Origin of the sequence: Streptacidiphilus sp. EB129 (assembly GCF_041262645.1) — a bacterium.
Lineage (GTDB): Bacteria > Actinomycetota > Actinomycetes > Streptomycetales > Streptomycetaceae > Streptacidiphilus.
In genome coordinates this window covers 110309-127835 of sequence record NZ_JBGCCS010000012.1, presented here as the reverse complement: position 1 = coordinate 127835, position 17527 = coordinate 110309, and the positions used below count along the sequence as shown (strand labels likewise).

At 73.1% G+C, this 17527-nt stretch carries 17 protein-coding genes and 1 pseudogene; 14 read left to right on the top strand and 4 right to left on the bottom strand.

Features of this window, described 5'->3' with window-relative positions; all coding sequences use genetic code 11:
* The first annotated feature begins 188 nt into the window (after positions 1-188).
* The 5 genes and pseudogenes from egtA (at position 189) to ABH925_RS17265 (ending at position 5694) form a co-directional block, all read left to right on the top strand.
* On the top strand, positions 189-1535 hold the full coding sequence (gene egtA, locus ABH925_RS17285; protein ID WP_370148827.1) for an ergothioneine biosynthesis glutamate--cysteine ligase EgtA: 1347 nt from the start codon (positions 189-191) through the stop codon (positions 1533-1535).
* The gene (gene egtB, locus ABH925_RS17280; RefSeq protein WP_370148826.1) at positions 1532-2881 is read left to right on the top strand and encodes an ergothioneine biosynthesis protein EgtB; all 1350 of its coding nucleotides are present in this window, start codon (positions 1532-1534) and stop codon (positions 2879-2881) included. The genes egtA and egtB overlap by 4 nt, the downstream gene beginning before the upstream one ends.
* Positions 2881-3591 (top strand): annotated as a pseudogene (gene egtC, locus ABH925_RS17275) (ergothioneine biosynthesis protein EgtC); the annotation flags it as partial. The gene egtB and the pseudogene egtC, both read left to right, overlap by 1 nt.
* A 111-nt stretch (positions 3592-3702) precedes the next feature.
* Positions 3703-4680, top strand: a complete 978-nt coding sequence (gene egtD, locus ABH925_RS17270; RefSeq protein WP_370148939.1) for an L-histidine N(alpha)-methyltransferase — start codon at positions 3703-3705, stop codon at positions 4678-4680.
* A gap of 135 nt (positions 4681-4815) precedes the next feature.
* Entirely contained in the window at positions 4816-5694 is an 879-nt protein-coding gene (locus ABH925_RS17265) for an SDR family NAD(P)-dependent oxidoreductase (RefSeq protein ID WP_370148823.1), read from the top strand.
* A gap of 9 nt (positions 5695-5703) precedes the next feature.
* Here ABH925_RS17265 and ABH925_RS17260 read toward each other — a convergent pair whose 3' ends face one another.
* Positions 5704-6054: a MerR family transcriptional regulator gene (locus ABH925_RS17260; protein ID WP_370148822.1), complete on the bottom strand. Its 351-nt coding sequence runs from the start codon at positions 6052-6054 to the stop codon at positions 5704-5706.
* A gap of 95 nt (positions 6055-6149) precedes the next feature.
* Here ABH925_RS17260 and ABH925_RS17255 point away from each other — a divergent pair, with 95 nt between their 5' ends.
* Positions 6150-6719, top strand: a complete 570-nt coding sequence (locus ABH925_RS17255; RefSeq protein WP_370148820.1) for a TetR/AcrR family transcriptional regulator — start codon at positions 6150-6152, stop codon at positions 6717-6719.
* 183 nt (positions 6720-6902) lie between these two features.
* Here the strand turns inward: ABH925_RS17255 and ABH925_RS17250 are convergent, their stop codons facing one another.
* Positions 6903-7781 carry a hypothetical protein gene (locus tag ABH925_RS17250; RefSeq protein ID WP_370148819.1) on the bottom strand — a complete coding sequence of 293 codons (879 nt, stop codon included), beginning with the start codon at positions 7779-7781 and terminating at the stop codon, positions 6903-6905.
* Between the two features lie 293 nt (positions 7782-8074).
* Between ABH925_RS17250 and ABH925_RS17245 the strand changes: the two genes are divergently transcribed.
* From ABH925_RS17245 to ABH925_RS17235, 3 genes are all read left to right on the top strand, one after another.
* The gene (locus tag ABH925_RS17245) at positions 8075-9583 is read left to right on the top strand and encodes a sensor histidine kinase (protein ID WP_370148818.1); all 1509 of its coding nucleotides are present in this window, start codon (positions 8075-8077) and stop codon (positions 9581-9583) included.
* Between the two features lie 94 nt (positions 9584-9677).
* Complete coding sequence (locus ABH925_RS17240) at positions 9678-10334, top strand: response regulator (protein WP_370148817.1); 657 nt, start codon at positions 9678-9680, stop codon at positions 10332-10334.
* 59 nt (positions 10335-10393) lie between these two features.
* Positions 10394-11032, top strand: coding sequence for an MBL fold metallo-hydrolase (locus tag ABH925_RS17235; RefSeq protein WP_370148814.1), 639 nt, complete (start codon positions 10394-10396; stop codon positions 11030-11032).
* Positions 11033-11095: 63 nt separating this feature from the next.
* On the opposite strand, the gene ABH925_RS17230 is transcribed toward ABH925_RS17235, so the two are convergent.
* Positions 11096-12016 (bottom strand): NADP-dependent oxidoreductase, encoded by a 921-nt coding sequence (locus ABH925_RS17230; RefSeq protein ID WP_370148813.1) that lies wholly within the window; start codon positions 12014-12016, stop codon positions 11096-11098.
* Positions 12017-12123: 107 nt separating this feature from the next.
* Between ABH925_RS17230 and ABH925_RS17225 the strand changes: the two genes are divergently transcribed.
* From ABH925_RS17225 to ABH925_RS17205, 5 genes are all read left to right on the top strand, one after another.
* Entirely contained in the window at positions 12124-13068 is a 945-nt protein-coding gene (locus tag ABH925_RS17225) for an AraC family transcriptional regulator (RefSeq protein ID WP_370148812.1), read from the top strand.
* 159 nt (positions 13069-13227) lie between these two features.
* On the top strand, positions 13228-14097 hold the full coding sequence (locus tag ABH925_RS17220) for an MBL fold metallo-hydrolase (RefSeq protein ID WP_370148811.1): 870 nt from the start codon (positions 13228-13230) through the stop codon (positions 14095-14097).
* Positions 14098-14207: 110 nt separating this feature from the next.
* Positions 14208-14498, top strand: coding sequence for a hypothetical protein (locus ABH925_RS17215; RefSeq protein WP_370148809.1), 291 nt, complete (start codon positions 14208-14210; stop codon positions 14496-14498).
* A 283-nt stretch (positions 14499-14781) separates the two neighbouring features.
* The gene (locus ABH925_RS17210; protein WP_370148808.1) at positions 14782-16218 is read left to right on the top strand and encodes an MFS transporter; all 1437 of its coding nucleotides are present in this window, start codon (positions 14782-14784) and stop codon (positions 16216-16218) included.
* 86 nt (positions 16219-16304) lie between these two features.
* Complete coding sequence (locus ABH925_RS17205) at positions 16305-16925, top strand: cysteine hydrolase family protein (RefSeq protein ID WP_370148806.1); 621 nt, start codon at positions 16305-16307, stop codon at positions 16923-16925.
* A 73-nt stretch (positions 16926-16998) separates the two neighbouring features.
* Here ABH925_RS17205 and ABH925_RS17200 read toward each other — a convergent pair whose 3' ends face one another.
* Positions 16999-17448 (bottom strand): MarR family winged helix-turn-helix transcriptional regulator, encoded by a 450-nt coding sequence (locus ABH925_RS17200; protein ID WP_370148804.1) that lies wholly within the window; start codon positions 17446-17448, stop codon positions 16999-17001.
* Positions 17449-17527 lie beyond the last annotated feature (79 nt).

Below are 17527 nucleotides of genomic sequence, written 5' to 3'. Positions count from 1 at the left end.
TCGAGACCTTCACGAAATCCGCTCCTGCGATCGGTGCCCGTGGGGAACAAAGCCGCCGTCGATGGGGATGTGTACATCGGGGACTCACCGAAGAATCATCGAGGAGACACGGAGGACGGCGCGGCCGGTGATTTCCTTGAGCGGCACGATCGATGACGCACAGTCGATGACGCGGAGGAGAGAAGGCAATGGACGTGGTCCTGACCGAGACCCAGGCCGAGGAGTACGTGCACGGGGTCTGCTTCAAGACCGGCCCGCCCGGCCGGGTCGGCGTCGAACTGGAGTGGCTGGTGCACGACCGCGCCGACCGCGCCCTGCCCGTCCCGGCCACCCGGCTGGACGGCGCGCTCGGCGCCGTGGAGTCCGCCGGCGGGCTGCCGCACGGTTCCAAGCTCACCCGGGAGCCCGGCGGCCAGGTCGAACTCAGCACCCGGTCGGCCTCCACGCTCGCCGACTGCGTACGGTCCACCGCCGTCGACCTGAACGCCCTGCGAGAGGCGCTCGCCCCTGAGGGGCTGGAGCTGACCGGCCACGGCCTCGAACCGCGCCGGGATCCGGCCCGGCTCCTGGACCACCCGCGCTACCGGGCCATGGAGCAGCACTTCGACGCACTCGGCCCGTGGGGACGGATGATGATGCGGGCCACCGCGTCGGTGCAGATCAACCTTGACAGCGGGGACGACAGCGACGGCATCACCGGCTACCGGAGGCGCTGGGCGCTGGCCCACCGGCTCGGTCCGGTCCTGGTCGCCGCCTTCGCCAACTCCCCGCTCTGGCAGGGCAGGCCCACCGGCTGGCGGTCCACCCGCCAGTGGGTCTGGGCGAACGCGGACCCCGACCGCACCCGGCCGCCGCAGCCCCAGCCACCGCAGTCGTCGCGTTCGCAGTCGCAGTCTCAGTCGCAGTCGTCGTCCGACGCGGATCCGCGCGGCTCCTGGGCGCGCTACGCCCTGGACGCCCCGCTGCTGTGCCTGCGCCGCACCCCGCCCGAGTCCTGGGCCGCCCCGCGCGGCCTCAGCTTCCGCTCCTGGCTGCGCGGCGACGCGGCCGAGCGCCCGCCCACCCTGGGCGACCTGGACTACCACCTGACCACCCTGTTCCCGCCGGTACGCGCGCGCGGCTGGCTGGAACTGCGGATGGTCGACGCCCAGGACGGCGACGGCTGGATCGTCCCGGCCGTGCTGGCCGCCACCCTGCTGGACGACCCGGCGGCGGCCGAGGCCGCCTGGGCGGCCACCGAGCCGCTGTGCACCGGCGGCAGCACCCAGCCCACCGCCGAGGTGTGGCTGCGCGCCGCGCGGCTGGGACCGGCCGACCCCGCGATCGGCGAAGCGGCACGGGCCTGCTTCGCAGCCGCCGAAGCAGCACTGACCACCGCCCCGGCCACCAGCGCACCGGCCACCACCGCGTCGGCGACCACCGTCGGGGCCGACCCCGGGGGGTTGCTGCGCGACGCCCTGAGCGCGTTCGCCCTGCGGTACACCGAGCAGGGCCGGTGTCCCGCCGACGACCTCCTGGAAGGACTCGACCGATGAACGAGCACCCCACCCGCACCGACGCCGCCGCCGCGTTGACGTCCTCCCGGCAGCGGACCCTCGCGCTGACGGACTGCCTGGACGAGGCCGAACTGCTGGCCCAGCACTCCCCGCTGATGTCACCGCTGGTCTGGGACCTGGCCCACGTCGGCAACCAGGAGGAGATCTGGCTGGTCCGCGAGGCCGGCAGGCTCCCCGCGCTGCGCCCCGACCTGGACGCGATCTACGACGCCTTCAGCCATCCGCGCGCCGACCGCCCCGCGCTCCCGCTGCTGGCGCCGGACGCCGCCCGCCGCTACCTGCGCCAGGTCCGCGAGCGGGCCCTTGAGGTCCTGGACGCCGCCGCACCCGACTGGGACACCCCCGGATCCGCCTTCGGCGGGGAGACCCCGGTGACGGCCGGCGGCTTCGTCTTCGGCATGGTCGCCCAGCACGAGCAGCAGCACGCCGAGACCATGCTGGCCACCCATCAGCTGCGCTCCGGCCCCGCCGTCCTGGACGCTCCGGCCCCGCCGCCGGCGCCCGCCGACGCGGCCGCCCTGCCGCGAGAGGTGCTGGTACCCGGCGGCCCCTTCACCATGGGGACCGACACCGACCCCTGGGCGCTGGACAACGAACGGCCCGCCCACACCGTGGACCTGGCGCCGTTCTGGCTGGACACCGTGCCGGTCAGCAACCGCGCGTACCAGGAGTTCATCGCCGACGGCGGCTACGCCGACCCGCGCTGGTGGAGCCCCGACGGCTGGAAGCACCGGCAGCAGGCACAGTTGGAGGCCCCGCTGTTCTGCCACCGCGACGGCGGGGCCTGGCTGCGCCGCCGCTTCGGCCGCACCGAGCCCGTGCCGCCACTGGAGCCGGTGCTGCACGTGAGCTGGTACGAGGCCGACGCCTACGCCCGCTGGGCCGGCCGCCGGCTGCCGACCGAGGCGGAGTGGGAGAAGGCCGCCCGGCACGATCCGGACACCGGCCGCTCGCGCCGCCACCCCTGGGGCGACGCCGACCCGACCGCCGAGCACGCCAACCTCGGCCAGCGCCACCTGCAGCCGGCCCCGGTCGGCAGCTACCCGGCCGGCGCGGCGCCCTCCGGGGCACGGCAGTTGACCGGTGACGTGTGGGAGTGGACCTCCAGCGACTTCCTGCCCTACCCGGACTTCGCCGCCTACCCCTACAAGGAGTACTCCGAGGTCTTCTTCGGGACGGAGTACAAGGTGCTGCGCGGCGGCTCGTTCGGAGTGGACCCGGTCGCCTGCCGGGGCACCTTCCGCAACTGGGACTACCCGATCCGCCGGCAGATCTTCTCCGGCTTCCGCACCGCCCGCGACGCGGACCCTGGCGAGGCCGCCTGATGTGCCGTCATCTCGCCTACCTCGGCCCGGAGACCACCCTGGCCGCACTGCTCACCCCCTCCCACGGCCTGCGTGAGCAGTCCTGGGCGCCACGGCGGCAGCGGCACGGGACCGTGAACGCGGACGGATTCGGCATCGGCTGGTACCCGCCGCACGCGGACCGGCCGGACGGGTCAGACGGGCCCGACCAGCCGGACCGGCTGCCCGCCCGCTACCGGCGGGCGGTGCCCATCTGGGCCGACGCCAACCTGCCCGACCTCGCCCGCAGCATCCGCAGCCGGGCCGTGCTCGCCGCCGTCCGCTCCGCCACCGAGGGGACCAGCCAGGACGAGTCCGCCGCCGCCCCCTTCCAGGACGGGCCCTGGCTGTTCAGCCACAACGGGGCCGTCCCCGACTGGACCCGGCTGCCCGCCGCGCTCGGCCCGGCGTCCGGACTGGACACCGCCGACCTGCTCGCGCTGCAGGCGCGCAGCGACTCCGCCCTGCTGTGGGCGATGCTCAGCCGGCGGCTGCGCCGGGGCGAGCCGGCCGCCGCGGCACTGGCCGACGTGCTCCGGCAGACCGCCGCGGTACGCCCGCAGGCCCGGCTGAACCTGCTGCTCACCGACGGACACACCATCACCGCCACCCGCCACGGCGACACGCTCTGGTACCGGACGGCCTCCGACAGCGTGCTCGTCGCCTCCGAACCGGACGACGATCCCGCGTGGCACGAGGTCCCCGACCGGTCCCTGCTCATCGCCGTTCCCGGCCGCGTGCGGGTGTTCCCGCTGCGGCCCGCCACACCCCACCCGCTCCCCACCACCGAGGACCACCGCACGATGCCGAACCGCTTCACGCTCGAACACCGGCTGCCCCGGGACCACTCCGCCACCAGCCTGCGCACCGACGTGCTGCACGGACTGGCGACCAGGCCCAGGACGCTGCCGTCCAAGTGGTTCTACGACGCGCACGGCAGCGAACTCTTCGAGCAGATCACCCGCCTGCCCGAGTACTACCCCACCCGCGCCGAACAGGAGATCCTCACCCGGCGGGCCCCCGAGATCGCCGCACTCACCCGGGCGAGCACGCTGATCGAACTCGGCTCGGGCTCCTCCCGCAAGACCCGCCTGCTGCTGGACGCGCTCACCGCCGCCGGCACCCTGCAGCGCTACGCACCGCTGGACGTCAGCAGCTCCGCGCTCACCGAAGCGGGCGAGGCGCTGTGCCGCGACTACCCCGGCCTGCGGGTCGCGGCCACCGTCACCGACTTCGAACAGGACCTGGCCCTCGGCGACGAGCCGGGCCCGCGGCTGCTGGCCTTCCTCGGCAGCACCATCGGCAACCTCAACCCCGCGGAGCGCCAGTCCTTCTACGGCACCCTGCGGCACGCGCTCAGCTCGGACGACACCCTGCTGCTCGGAGCCGACCTGGTCAAGGACACCGGGACGCTGGTGCGCGCCTACGACGACAGCCAGGGCGTCACCGCGGCCTTCAACAAGAACGTGCTCACGGTCCTCAACCGCGAACTGGACGCCGACTTCGACCCCGCCGCCTTCGACCACGAGGCGGTGTGGAACGAGGCCGAGGAACGCATCGAGATGCACCTGCGCTCCCGCTCCACGCAGACGGTGAAGATCCCGGCCGTCGACCTCGTCCTCGGCCTCCACGCCGGCGAGAGCCTGCGCACCGAGATCTGCTCCAAGTTCCGCCGCGACGCCTTGACCTCGGAACTCGCCACCGGCGGCTTCACCGTCCGACACTGGTGGACCGACAGCGCCGCCCGTTTCGCCCTGCTTCTCGCCGTTCCCACCCGATAACCGACCAGACCGGCACGGTACCCGCCCTCCCACCGTCAGCGGTACCCGGGCCCGCCCGGGTTGACCTTGACACCGATGTCAATCCTTAGAGTCGCCGTCATGACCGATGACGCGTCAACTGAGAACGGACATGCAATGAAGCAGACAGCGGTGGTCACCGCGGGGACGGCGGGAATCGGGCTGGAGACCGCACTGGGGCTGGCCGCTGCGGGCCTCGCGGTCACCGTGGTCGGGCGCAACCCCGAGCGCGGTGACCGCGCGGTCGAACGGATCAACGCCACGGAACCGGCGCATCCCGCCCGGTTCCTGGCCTCCGACCTCGCCTCGCTCGACGCGGTCCGCGCTCTCGCCGCCCGGATCGCCGCCGAAGGTCCGCTGACCGTCCTGGTCAACAACGTCGGGGCGATGTTCGCGGACCGGCAGGACTCGGTCGACGGGATCGAGGCGACGTTCGCCGTCAACCACCTCTCGCCGTACCTGCTGACCGAACTGCTGCTTCCCTCGCTGCGGGCCGGTACGCCGAGCCGGATCGTGAACGTGACCTCGGGATCGATCGGCGTCGCCAAGCGCACCTTCGACGCCGTCGAGCCGCCCGGCGGCTACTACGGCTTTCACTGGTACGGCCGGGCCAAGCTCGCCAACCTCGCCTACACGCTGGAACTGGCCGGACGGCTCGACGGTACGGACATCTCGGTCTTCGCGGCGGACCCCGGAGGCGCCGCGACCGACATGACCGACGGCACCCTGAGCGACCCGAAGATCGTCTCCCCCGGGCTGCGCCTGCTCTGGCCACTGGTCAGGCGGAAGTTCCAGCGCTCGACCTCGGGCCCGGCGTCGGTGGCGGCCAAGCCCTCGATCTTCGCCGCGACCGACGGCTCACTGGCCGGCCGGACCGGCGTCGTGATCGGACCCCGGGTGCAGCCGATCGCCCCGTTCCGTGGCGCAGCCGACCCCCGCGTCGCCGAAGCCGTCCGCCGCCTCAGTGAGCGCCACGCGCCACTCGCGTCAGCGTGACGGCGGGCCTCAGGCGACGATCTCCCTGAGGTAGTGCGTCAGGGCATCGCTGGTACGGGACAGTGCTGCGGCCTGCTCGGAGGCGTTGTCGCGGATCTCCTGGATCCTCGCCCGCAGCCCGGCGCACACCTCGGGTTGGCGTCCCGCACTGCCTTCGCAGGGCAGGACGTCACGGATCGTCCCGGTGGGCAGGCCGATGGCCAGCAGTGCACGGATGCGGGAGACCACTTCGGGTGCCTCGGGCCCGTAGTCCCGATACCCGTTGGCCCGGCGTTCGGAGGTGAGGATGCCCTGCTGCTCGTAGTAGCGCAGCGAGCGGGTGCTCGCGCCGGTCGCTCGGCTCAACTCACTGATCCTCATGCTTCTCCGCTCGCAGTCGCAAGGAGTAAACGGATGGGTCATCCGGTTTGTACCGTAGCGCAATCCGGATGCTCTATCCAGTTAGGCTGACTCCCATGACGCCTGCTCCCCTGCGCAAGGACGCCGCCCGCAACTGGGAACGGATCGTCGCCGTGGCCCGCGACCTCGTGGACGACGGCGAACCCCTGCAGCTCAACGACGTCGCCCGCCGCGCCGGACTGGGCGTCGGCACGGTCTACCGCCACTTCCCCACCGCCGAGGCGCTGCTGGAGACCGTCGCCACCCCCTGTCTGGAGGCACTCACCGCGCACGGCGAGCGGGCGCTGGCCGACGACGACGCCTGGCGCGCGTTCTCCGGCTTCCTGGCCGGCACCATCGAAGCTCAGGTCACCGACGCTTCACTGGCCACCGTCACCGCCGCGCCCACGGATTCGCTGCCGCGCACCACCGAGCTGAAGCAGACCCTGTGGTCGGTCGGCGCCAGGCTGCTCGACCAGGCCCGCGACGCCGGTGCCGTACGCGCCGATCTGACCCCCGACGACCTGGTCCCGCTGATGTGCGGGATCGCCCATGCCGCCACCGTCCACAGCGACACCCCGGCCGCCCGCTCCGACGCCGCCCACCGCTATCTGACCGCCCTCCTGGAAGGCCTGCACACCTCGTAGCGCGCGGGGTACAGCGGTGCTCCCGACCCTGCATCCCGACCATTCGGCTGAGCGGGGCCGGGACCAGCCGGCCCGGCGCGGGTGGGTCCCGGACCTGGAGGTCCGGGGCTCGTCCGCGCCGGAAGGGCCATGGAGCCGGAGCAACCCGTGGTGGGGGCGACCGGTCCGGTCACTGATGGGTCGTCACCGCTTGGCACCCAGCCGCTTCTTGGCCACGCTGCCGCCGATGATTCCGGCACCCGCGAGCAGGCCCGCACCGACGGCCAGGAGCACGGTGTTCTCGTTGGAGCCACCCGCATGTGCCGCACCGGTCTCCGACGCTGCGGCCGTGACGTGCCCGGCGGACGCGGCCTGATGCGACACCGGCAGGGAGGAGCGCGCCTGGACGGGGGCGGCCGCATGCGTCGGGGCCACCGGCACGACCGGGTGAGTGGGCGGCGTGACCGGGGCCACCGGGGCCACCGGGTGCACGGGTGCCACCGGCGCCACCGGCGCCACCCGATGGGCGGGCGTCACCGGCGCGGCCGGGTGAGCCGGGGTGAGGGGCGCCACCGCGTGGGCAGGCGACACCGGCGCCAGGGGTGCAACCGGCTTGACCGGGGCGACGGGCTGGAGCGGGGCGACCGGAGTGACCGGCGTGACGGGGGTAACCGGGGTCACCGGCGTGACCGGCGTGACCGGGGCACTGACCGTGTAGCTGCCCGGCACCGTCTCGCTCGCGCCGGAGCCGTTGACGCAGGACACCGTCACCGAGCCCGACCCCGACGGGATGTCGGGCAGCACCGTCGCCGTGGCGGTGAACGCCTGCGGGTTGGACGCGCCGATCGCCGCCGCTCCCCCGGCGAAGAACGGCGAGGATATGCCGCTCAGCGTGACGGCGTCATCCGGGCAGGTCCCGCTGATGGCGACGTTGCTGCCACCCTGGATCGCACCGCCGGCGTCCGCCGCGGAGGTGACGCTGACGGTACCGCCCGTCGAGCCCGCGGAGTCCGCCCAGGCCGGGGCGGTCAACGCGAGGGAACCCAGGGCCAGGACTGCTCCGGTGACCAGAATCGACTTCATTGTCTTCTCCAAAGAGTGTGCTTCGCTCTCCCGGGCCAGGTGGATCATTCGGCCCGAACAAGTCTGCTGACCTGCGCTTTCCACTGTCGGCGGCAACCGGGGGCGGCAGGGTCAACCGATCGGCCGGTCGGGAGGATGAACCCAGGGCTCACGCCCACCGCGCTCCGTGAGCGGCCCGAACCCACGGGCAGAGGCGACCGGCCCGGCGGGCCCGACAGGCGGACCGGCCCGGTGCGAGACTGAAAGCTGCGGAGGGCTCGACGGCACACCCCCACGGCACTCCGGGAGCGACGATGGCACCGAACCGCAGCACCCAGGCAGGCCCGGCAGATCCAGGTGAACCGACCGGCAAGGCCGCCCGCACGCGGCTGCCGGGCGTCATCGCGCCCCTGCGCCGGCTTCCGGACTTCCCCGGGCTCCCCGACGCGGCCGACAAGCATGCGGTCGGCGAGATCCTGCGGGCGCACCAGCGCCGCGCGGTCCGGGTCCAGGCGGCGCTGCGGGCGTGCGTGTTCCTGGTCGCGCTCGCGGACATCCTGCTGATCCACCCTCGCGACGACGGCGGGCTGACGCTCGCGCTGACCCTGCTCTACGGGGTGTGGAGCGCCCTGATGATCGTGGCCTCGCGGCGGGAGCACGGGCCGCAGCGGCTGGTCTGGGCGGTGCCGCTGGTCGACCTGCCGTTCCTGGCGGTGATCCTTGCCGTTGCCGGGGCCTTCACCGACCCGAACTGGTCCACGCCGTTCAGCGCGGACGCCTTCGTGTTCGTGCCCCTGCTGGCCTCGTTCCAGCTGAGCCCGCTGGTCACCGCCGTTGCGGGTACGGCCGCGACGGTCACCTACACCGCTGCTTCCGGCATCGGCCACCTGCACGCCTCCCCCGACCTGCACTACACGCTGACGCACGGGCTGGTGCTGGCCACGCTCAGCGTGGCGGGCGTGGTGCTGTCGCGGATCCAGCAGTCCCGCGTGCAGATGATCACGGAGCTGGCCCGCCAGCGCGGGCAGTTGCTGGCCCGCACGGTGGCCGCCGTGGACGAGGAGCGCCGGGATCTCGCCGAGGCGCTGCACGACGGTCCGCTGCAGAACGTGCTGGCGGCGCGGCTGGACCTCGACGAGGCCCGCCACCTCGGCCGGCTGGAGCGCGAGCCCGGCCCGGCCGGTACCGGCCGGGCCGTGCCCGCTGCGGCGCCGGCACACGGCCTGCCACCGGATCCGGTCGCGGAGGCCACGACCGACGGCGCTCTCGACCGCGCCGACCAGGCACTGCGCGAGGCCGCGCGGGAACTGCGCTCCTCGGTGACCGAGCTGCACCCCGCCTCCCTGGAGCAGGCCGGAGTGTCACCCGCGTTGCGCGACCTGGCCGAGCGCGCCGCCCAGCGCGGCGGCTTCACCCTGGCGTTCCGCAGCGACGCGGTGTCAGCGGGCCACCGGGCGGACCGGGTCCTCTACCGGTGCGGGCGGGAGCTGCTGGCCAACGTCGTCAAGCACGCTCGGGCCCGGCGCGTGGAGGTGGCGCTGTCGCTCGGTGGCGACTCCGCGGTCCTTGAGGTCCGCGACGACGGTGTCGGCATGCCGGGCGACGACGCGGACGGCGGTCGGCGCGCCCGCGTCACCCACGGGCACATCGGACTGTCCGCCCAGCGCATCCGGGTGGAGGAAGCGGGCGGCACGCTGGTCCTCGGCCCCAACCGCCCACACGGCACCGCGGCCACCGTCACCCTCCCGCTCCCACCAGCCGACGCGTCGTTGGTGGACTCGACGCGAGATCCCGGAGCGGACGGGGCGGACGGTTCCGCGTAGGCGGCCTCGTACGGCCCGGCATACGATGGCGGGGCCGGGACGGGCGGCGCGATCCACCGCCGGGCGAGCCCGAGACGACGGCACGGTGAGCGCCATGAGCCGGACACCCCAGCAGGACCGACCGATCCGTGTCGTGGTGGCGGACGACCACCCGCTGTACCGGGAGGGCGTCCGGCGCTCGCTGACCCTGAGCGGCCGGGTGGAGGTCGTCGCCGAGGCCGAGACCGGCCGCACCGCGCTGGCCGCCATCCGCGAACACTCCCCGGACGTCGCCCTGGTCGACTACAAGATGCCCGACCTGGACGGCATCGCGGTCGTGCACGCGGTCGTCCGCGACGAACTGCCGACGCGGGTGGTGCTGCTCAGCGCCTTCGAGGACAGCGGGCTGGTGTTCAAGGCGCTCCAGGAGGGTGCGGCGGGCTATCTGCTCAAGGACTCGTCGCGCGACGAGATCGTCGACGCCGTCGCCCAGGCCGCTGCCGGCCGGTCCGTCGTCCCCCCGCATCTGACCGACGGACTGGCCGCCGAAATCCGGGCCCGCCGGGAACTGGACGGCCCGGTGCTCTCCGCGCGCGAGCACGAGGTGCTGGAGCTGTTCGCCCAGGGCAGGAGCGTCCCGGAGGCCGCCGCCGCGCTCTTCCTCTCCCCCAGCACGGTCAAGAGCCACGTCCAGCACCTCTACGCGAAGCTCGGCGTCTCCGACCGCGCCGCGGCGGTCGCCGAGGCGATCCGGCGCGGGCTACTGGAGTAACCGGCGCAATCGTCGTCGCAGCATGGCTCCCGCTCCGCGCCTGCCGGTAGGTTGATCAGATGCGTCTGACAAAGTACGGCCACGCCTGCGTTCGCCTCGAAGATGGCGACCGAGTACTCGTGATCGACCCGGGGACCCTGTCCGAGGGGGAATCACTGTCCGGTGCCACCGCGGTGCTCATCACCCATGAGCACGAGGATCACATCGACATCGACAAACTCAAGGCGGCCCGGGACAGCAACCCTGCGCTGACCATCCACACCCATGCGGCCCTGGCCGCCACCCTCGGCGACGGCGTGACTGCCGTCGCCGCGGGTGAGACCTTCACCGCGGGCGGATTCACCGTGCGCGCCGTCGGCGGCGAGCACGCCGAGATCATCGACGGTCTGCCCGGCTGCCCGAACATCGGCTTCATTGTCGACGGTGTCTACCATCCCGGGGACTCGTATTTCGTCCCCGCCGAAGCGGTGGACACCCTGTTGGTCCCGGTCTCCGGCCCGTGGACGAAGCTGGGGGAGGCCATCGGGTTCGTCCGCGCGGTCGGCCCGGCGCGCGCGTTCCCCATCCACGACGCCCACTTCAACGATGTCGGTCTTGACTCCTTCGACTGGTGGCTGGACACGAAGGGCGGGACGGACTACGCCCGCATCCCGCTGGGCGGGTCCGTCGATATCCAGGGGTCCGGTTCCACGTCGTGAGCGTGCCGGCGGGGCCGGTGCGGCCGCTGGGGACACGGCTGCGGCCACCGCTGCGGCGGTGGGCTACGGCATGAGCACGATCTTGCCCCGGGTGTGACGGCGCATCAGGTCGTGGTAGGCGGCGCGGACCTCGGTGAGCGGGTAGCCCGCGGCGATCGGGACGTCGAGGTCACCGGCCGCCACCAGCTTGACGAGCTCGGCCAGCACCCCGGCGTTGGCCGAGCCGCTCATGCCCTCGCTCCTGACTCCGGTACGGGCCGCCCTGGCGAAGTCGATGATCGTGTTGATCCGGTCCCTGGCGACGCCGAGTTCGAGGGCCAGGTCGACGTAGCCGTCGCCGAAGGTGTCGACGAACGCGTCGACACCTTCGGGCGCGGCCGCCCGGATCCGGTCGAGCACGCCCTCGCCGTAGGCCACCGGGATCACCCCGTGGTCCCGCAGCCAGGCGTGGTGGGACTCACCGGCCAGCCCGACCACGGTGGCCCCGGCCAGGCGCAGCAACTGCACCGTCAGCGAACCCACCCCGCCCGCGGCGCCGGAGACCACGATCGTGTCACCCGCACCGGCCCCGACGGCGCGCACGTTCGCGTACGCGGTGGTGCCGGCGACGAACAGCGCGCCGCCGACCTGCCACGGCACGCCGGGGTCACGCGGCACGAGATTGCCGGCCGGCGCGGCGACCAGTTCGGCGTGGCTGGCGCGGGTGTCCACCCATCCGATCACCTCGTCGCCGACCGACCAGGTCCGCACCCCGGAGCCGGTCTCCTCCACGACCCCGGCGAGGTCGCTGCCCTGACCGGACGGGAACGTCGCCGGCCACAGCTCGTGCAGCGCGCCGCTCCGGATCGCGTTCTCGCCGGGGTTGATCCCGGCGGCCCGCACCCGCACCAGCACCTCGTCCGCAGCGAGTTGCGGCCGCGGCACGTCCCGGACCTCCAGCACGTCGATGTCGCCGTACTCGTCGAACCGCACTGCCTGGGGCATCTCGCCCCTCCCTTCGAAGGTTCCTGTTCCTCTCCACCAGGAAACCCCCACGGAGAGGCCTGATCCATGCTGGATTCGCGCGAAGAAATATGCGAGCGTCTCATGGCATGGACGTACTCACCGATCTGCTGCAGCGCTCGCGTGCCCGCGGCGCGGCGTTCTCGCACTCGACGGCGCACGGCGCGTGGGGGGTCCGGTTCCCGGCCGGCTCCAAGCTCGCGATCCACGGCATCCTCGGCGGCGAGGCCTTCGCGTGGACCGACGACACCGGCCGGTCCCGGCACGTGCTGTCCGGCGACATCGTCCTGGTCCGCGGGCCGGCCGAGCACTTCATGGCCCACGTACCGGGCGCCGACGTGATCCCGTTCCTGGGCCTTCCCTCCTCCGGCCCGCCGGGCGGCGCGCGGCGGATGGTGTTCGGCACGGGATCCGGCGAGCCGACCACCTTCTTCTGCGGCGCCTACACCTTCGAGGGCACCCTGTGCACGGGCCTGCTCGCCGGACTGCCGGACCTCACCGTGGTGCGCTCGCGCGCCGGATCGAGCCTGCGCGCGAGCCTGGACCTGTTCGCCGGCGAGCTCCTGGGCGACGCGCCGGGGCAGCAGGCCCTGCTGGACAGCCTGCTCGACGTGATCCTGGTGCAGGCGCTGCGGCAGCAGCTCGCCACCGATGTGCAGGCCGCGCCCGCCTGGTTCAGCGCCATGGACGACCCCGCGGTCGGGGCCTCGCTGCGCGCCGTGCACGCGACCCCGGCACGCGCCTGGACGCTCGCCGACCTGGCCGCCGAGGCGTCGCTGTCGCGCGCGACCTTCGCGCGCCGGTTCACCGCGCTGCTCGGTGTGCCCCCGCTCACGTACGTCACCGACTGGCGGATGGCGCTGGCCCGCGAGCAACTGCGCGACGGCGCCGCCGGCCTGGCCGCGGTCGCGCGCTCGCTGGGATACGCGTCGGAGTTCTCCTTCGCCGCCGCCTTCAAACGCCACCACGGCACATCCCCCGGCCGCTGGCGCACCGCCGCCGCCTCACCATCGCACGCAGGCAGCGTCGGCTGAGCGATCCGGCAGCCAACGCGCGCCCCCGCAGAGAGCAGCACCCCCGCCGAAGCACAAGATCTGATCCCCTTCCTCTTTCCCCATGGCTCGGGTTACTTCTGGAGTACGAGGCCCGTCGGGCCCGTCACCCACGCACACCAAAACCTCCGGGGGACTGCCATGGACGACTGGTATGTGGACGACCGATGCACCAACTGCGATGTGGCGCGCCAGCTCGCGCCCGGGCTGATCGAGGAGGTCGGCGGGCGTTCCGAGATCGTTCGCCAGCCGCGTGACGCCGCCGACCTCGCGCAGCTCAACGCCGCCGCGTTCGCCTGCCACACCCGCTCGATCCGCCGGCCGGCCGGCCCGCTCGACAGTGCGGCGGACCCGTTCCCGCTGGCACTCGACGACACCGTGCTGATCTGCGGCCACAACTCCCCGCACACCGCCGCCGCCAACTCCTACCTGCTCCGGCGGCCGTCCGGCACCCTGATGATGGTCGACACCCCTCGCTGGGCCGGCGAACTCGCGGCCCGCTACGAGGCGTTGGGGCGGGTGACCGATGTCCTGCTCACCCACCGGGACCACGTCGCGCACGGGCGCCGCTATGCGGACCGCTTCGGCGCCCGGCTGTGGATCCACGAGGGCGACCTGGCCGCCGCGCCCGACGCCGACCGCGTGCTGCGCGGCACCGAGCCCACCGAGATCGCCGACGGCGTGATCGCGTTCCCGCTCCGGGGCCACACCGAGGGGAGTGTCCTCTTCGTCGCCGACCAGCGGTACTGCTTCAGCGGCGACAGCATCTACTGGTCACGCACCAGGAACGCACTGGCCGTCGCGGAGCACGTCACCTGGTACTCCATCGAGGAGTTGGCCGCCTCGCTGGCGCGCACCGCGCCCCTGCTGCACTTCGAGTGGGTGCTGCCGGGGCACGGTGACCGCAAGCAGCTGGCACCCGAGGAGATGGCCGAGCAGTTGCGTGCGCTGACCGCCCATACGCGTCAACTACGGCCGCGGCCCGTCGACTTCGCGGCACATCAGTGGTGAGGCAGCACGGGTTCCACGGTCCACCGGGCGACAGCCCGCAAGGGGCCGGCGGTCAGTGTCGCCATGCGGATTGCCGGCCGGCCTCCGGCACCGACCACCGCCGGATCACCGTGCTGACCGTCCACGACTGCCCGAACGCTCCGGTGGTCCGCGAGCGCATCGACGCCGCACTCACCGGCCACCCCGCCACGGTCGAGTTCGTGGAGGTCACCACTCCGGACGAAGCAGCGCGGTGGGGCATGACCGGCTCTCCCACCATCCTTGTGGACGGCGTGGACCCGTTCGCCGAACCCGGCGCCGAGCCGAGCGTCTCCTGCCGCCTCTACCGGGGGCAGGACGGCCGCGCCCAGGGCGCGCCGAGCGTGGAGCAGCTGCGCCGCGCCCTGCAGGACGCCGTCTGACCGCAGGCCAGGGAGGCTCTGCGCGCGGCGTTCCGCAGCGGCGCAGGCATCGCACCGGTGATCAACATGCCGCCCGGTGACGCCGCAGCGGTCCACGGCCACCGCGACCCCGAGGGCGATCCCGCCCCGCCGATCATGACTTCCACGAGTTGAACCCTCACGTTCACAACTAGGCAGGCAGCCTGCTAATATTTGACAGGCAGCCTGCATATCTTGCCTCTCTGCCGGGATCTCCGCAGCAGGCCTGCCCCACCGACGAGACCCCGGAGAAAGGAGCCCTGCCGTGTCCCTTGCCGACCACACCAGCGCTCCGCGACAGGCAGCATCCGGGGCGGGCGCCCCGGCGGGCAGCCCCTTCGGCCCGCGCTTCGTGGCGCCGCTCTACCTGGGAGCCGCGCTCAACCCGATCAACAGCTCGATCATCGCGACGGCGCTGGTCTCCATCGCAGCGGCGATGCACATCACCGTCGGCGGCACCGCGATCCTGATCTCCAGCCTCTACCTCACCAGCGCACTGGCCCAGCCCGCTGCCGGGCGCCTCGCGGAGGTGTTCGGGCCGAGACGGGTCTTCCTCACCGGCATCGTGCTGGTGCTCGTGGCCGGGATCGTCGGCTCGCTGGCCCACACCCTGCCGATGCTGATCGTCGCCAGAGTGCTGATCGGGGCAGGCACCTCGACGGGCTACCCGACGGCGATGCTGCTGATACGCCGCCGCGCCGAGCGCGCCGGCCGGGTGGCCCCGCCGCGCGAGGTCCTCGGAGGTCTGGCGATCAGCGGAGCCGCCACCGTCGCCGTCGGCCCCGCCGTCGGCGGGCTGCTGGTCGGCTGGCTCGGCTGGCAGACCGCCTTCTGGATCAACATCCCGGCCGCGACGCTGGCCCTGGTCCTGGCACTGGTGGGGATCGCGCCGGACACCGGCTCCGCACGTCCCGATTCCCCCCGGACCCTGGCCGCCCGCCTCGACCTGCCGGGCATGCTGCTGTTCGGCGGCTCGCTCACCGCCGTGGTGGTCTTCCTCAACGCCCTGCCGCACCTGCAGTGGCCCCCGCTCGCCGCCGCCCTCGTCCTCGCCGTGGCGCTGGTCGGCTGGGAGCTGCGCGCCACGCATCCCTTCCTGGACGTCCGGCTGCTTGCCGCCAACGGAGCTCTGACCCGTACCTACCTGCGCAACGGCCTGACACTGCTGGGCACGTATGTGATCCTCTACGGGCTCACCCAGTGGCTGGAGGCATCCCGGGGGCTGTCCGCCTACCAGGCAGGACTGGCACTGCTGCCGATGGGCGTGCTGACCGCCGTGACCGCCCGGGTGGTGTCGCGACGGGTGGGCGTGCGAACGCCGCTGATCGCCTGCGCGGTGCTGCTGCTCGTCGGCGCGGTGGCCGCACTCTTCCTCGGCGGCGGCACTCCGATGGCCGCGGTGATCGCGGTGAGTGCGGTGTTCGGCCTGACCTCCGGCGCGGGGACGGTCGCCAACCAGACCGTCCTCTACCAGGAGGCCCCCGCTGACGCCGTCGGCACCGCCTCCGGGCTGCTGCGCACCTTCGGCTATGTCGGCTCGATCGCCTCGGCGGCGATCACCGGCACCGCCTTCCACACCCGCGTGGACGACAGCGGCCTGCACCACATCGCCTGGGTGCTGGTCGTGATCGCCGTCCTGGTCCTCGTCATGACCGTCTTCGATCGCCGACTGGCCAAGGCCGACCGGCGGTCGGCGAACTGACGCCGCACCGACCCGGCCCCGTCCCGGGGCCGCGGCGCGGTACCCGCCCCACCAGCGAATTCCCGAGAGAAAGCCGAACCAGAGAGATGACCACCGACATGACCACCACCGCCGACACCGCCGCCATCGACCCGGCCCGCACCGCCCTGCTGCTGATGGACTTCCAGCCGGTCGTGCTGGGCGCCGTCCCCGATCCCGAGGGCGTGCTGGCCCGCGCCGGCGAGGCGCTGGCCTGGGCTCGCGCCCACGGCGCGCACGTCGTGTTCGTCCGCGTCGCGCTCGCCGATGCGGACGTCGCCGCCATACCCGCCCACAACAAGACCTTCGCCCAGGTCGCAGCGACCGGATACCTCGCGGAGGGCTCCCCCGCGACGGCGGTGCACGAGTCCCTGGACGTCCAGGAGCAGGACCTGACCGTACGCAAGGTCCGGTTCGGTGCCTTCGCGAGCGACACCGACCTGCGCGCCGGGCTGCGCCAGCGGGGCGTGGACACCCTGGTGCTCGCCGGACTCTCCACCAGCGGCGTGGTCCTGACGACCCTGCGGCAGGCGGCCGACGACGACTACCGCCTGTTCGTGCTGTCGGACGCCACCGCCGACCCGGACCCGGAGGTCCACCGGGTCCTCATGGAGAAGGTCTTCCCGCGCCAGGCCGATGTCGTCACCGCTGCGGAGCTCACCAGGCTCAGCACGCCCACGGGCCGATGACCTGCCGTCAGCCGACCCACCGCCAGGTGCCCCGGGCCCGGCGCCGGCTGACCCACCGCCGGTTGGCCCATCGCTAGAGCTCGGAGTCCGCCAGCCGGTTCATGATCTCGGCGGCCCTGTGGAGCGTCGTGCGCTCCTCCGAGCCCAGCGTCGCCGAGATCGCGCCGGACAGCCAGGCCTCCCGCGCCGCGGGGATCCGCTCGACCAGCACCCGCCCCGCCGGCGTGGCGCTGACCAGGCTCTTGCGCCCGTCGTTCGGGTCCCTGGTGGTGGTGACCAGACCGCCGCCGCGCAGGGCGGCCAGCGTTTCCGCCATCGACTGCCGGCGCACATGCTCTGCCTGGGCGAGCTCGCTCGCGGTCGCCGGACCGTCGTTCACGAGCCTGCCCAGGGTGGTCAGGTGCGACCAGTTCCACGGCAGGTCGTCCAGCGGAGCCTCGGTGCGCAGCCGCGCGCGCAGCCGCGTCATGGCCCGCATCAACTCAACGGCGGTGCCCTCGGACGGAACCGGTTCGCTACTCACCGAGTCAGCATAGGGCAGGTCACCCACGTCCCCACCAGGGAGGATCCAGGCCCGCCCGGCCCGTGACGAGACCGCTGGG

Coding starts and splice junctions, on each gene's coding strand:
- egtA (WP_370148827.1), top strand. CDS start 189: ATGGACGTGGTCCTGACCGAGACCCAGGCCGAGGAGTACGTGCACGGG.
- egtB (WP_370148826.1), top strand. CDS start 1,532: ATGAACGAGCACCCCACCCGCACCGACGCCGCCGCCGCGTTGACGTCC.
- egtD (WP_370148939.1), top strand. CDS start 3,703: ATGCCGAACCGCTTCACGCTCGAACACCGGCTGCCCCGGGACCACTCC.
- ABH925_RS17265 (WP_370148823.1), top strand. CDS start 4,816: ATGAAGCAGACAGCGGTGGTCACCGCGGGGACGGCGGGAATCGGGCTG.
- ABH925_RS17260 (WP_370148822.1), bottom strand. CDS start 6,054: ATGAGGATCAGTGAGTTGAGCCGAGCGACCGGCGCGAGCACCCGCTCG.
- ABH925_RS17255 (WP_370148820.1), top strand. CDS start 6,150: ATGACGCCTGCTCCCCTGCGCAAGGACGCCGCCCGCAACTGGGAACGG.
- ABH925_RS17250 (WP_370148819.1), bottom strand. CDS start 7,781: ATGAAGTCGATTCTGGTCACCGGAGCAGTCCTGGCCCTGGGTTCCCTC.
- ABH925_RS17245 (WP_370148818.1), top strand. CDS start 8,075: ATGGCACCGAACCGCAGCACCCAGGCAGGCCCGGCAGATCCAGGTGAA.
- ABH925_RS17240 (WP_370148817.1), top strand. CDS start 9,678: ATGAGCCGGACACCCCAGCAGGACCGACCGATCCGTGTCGTGGTGGCG.
- ABH925_RS17235 (WP_370148814.1), top strand. CDS start 10,394: ATGCGTCTGACAAAGTACGGCCACGCCTGCGTTCGCCTCGAAGATGGC.
- ABH925_RS17230 (WP_370148813.1), bottom strand. CDS start 12,016: ATGCCCCAGGCAGTGCGGTTCGACGAGTACGGCGACATCGACGTGCTG.
- ABH925_RS17225 (WP_370148812.1), top strand. CDS start 12,124: ATGGACGTACTCACCGATCTGCTGCAGCGCTCGCGTGCCCGCGGCGCG.
- ABH925_RS17220 (WP_370148811.1), top strand. CDS start 13,228: ATGGACGACTGGTATGTGGACGACCGATGCACCAACTGCGATGTGGCG.
- ABH925_RS17205 (WP_370148806.1), top strand. CDS start 16,305: ATGACCACCGACATGACCACCACCGCCGACACCGCCGCCATCGACCCG.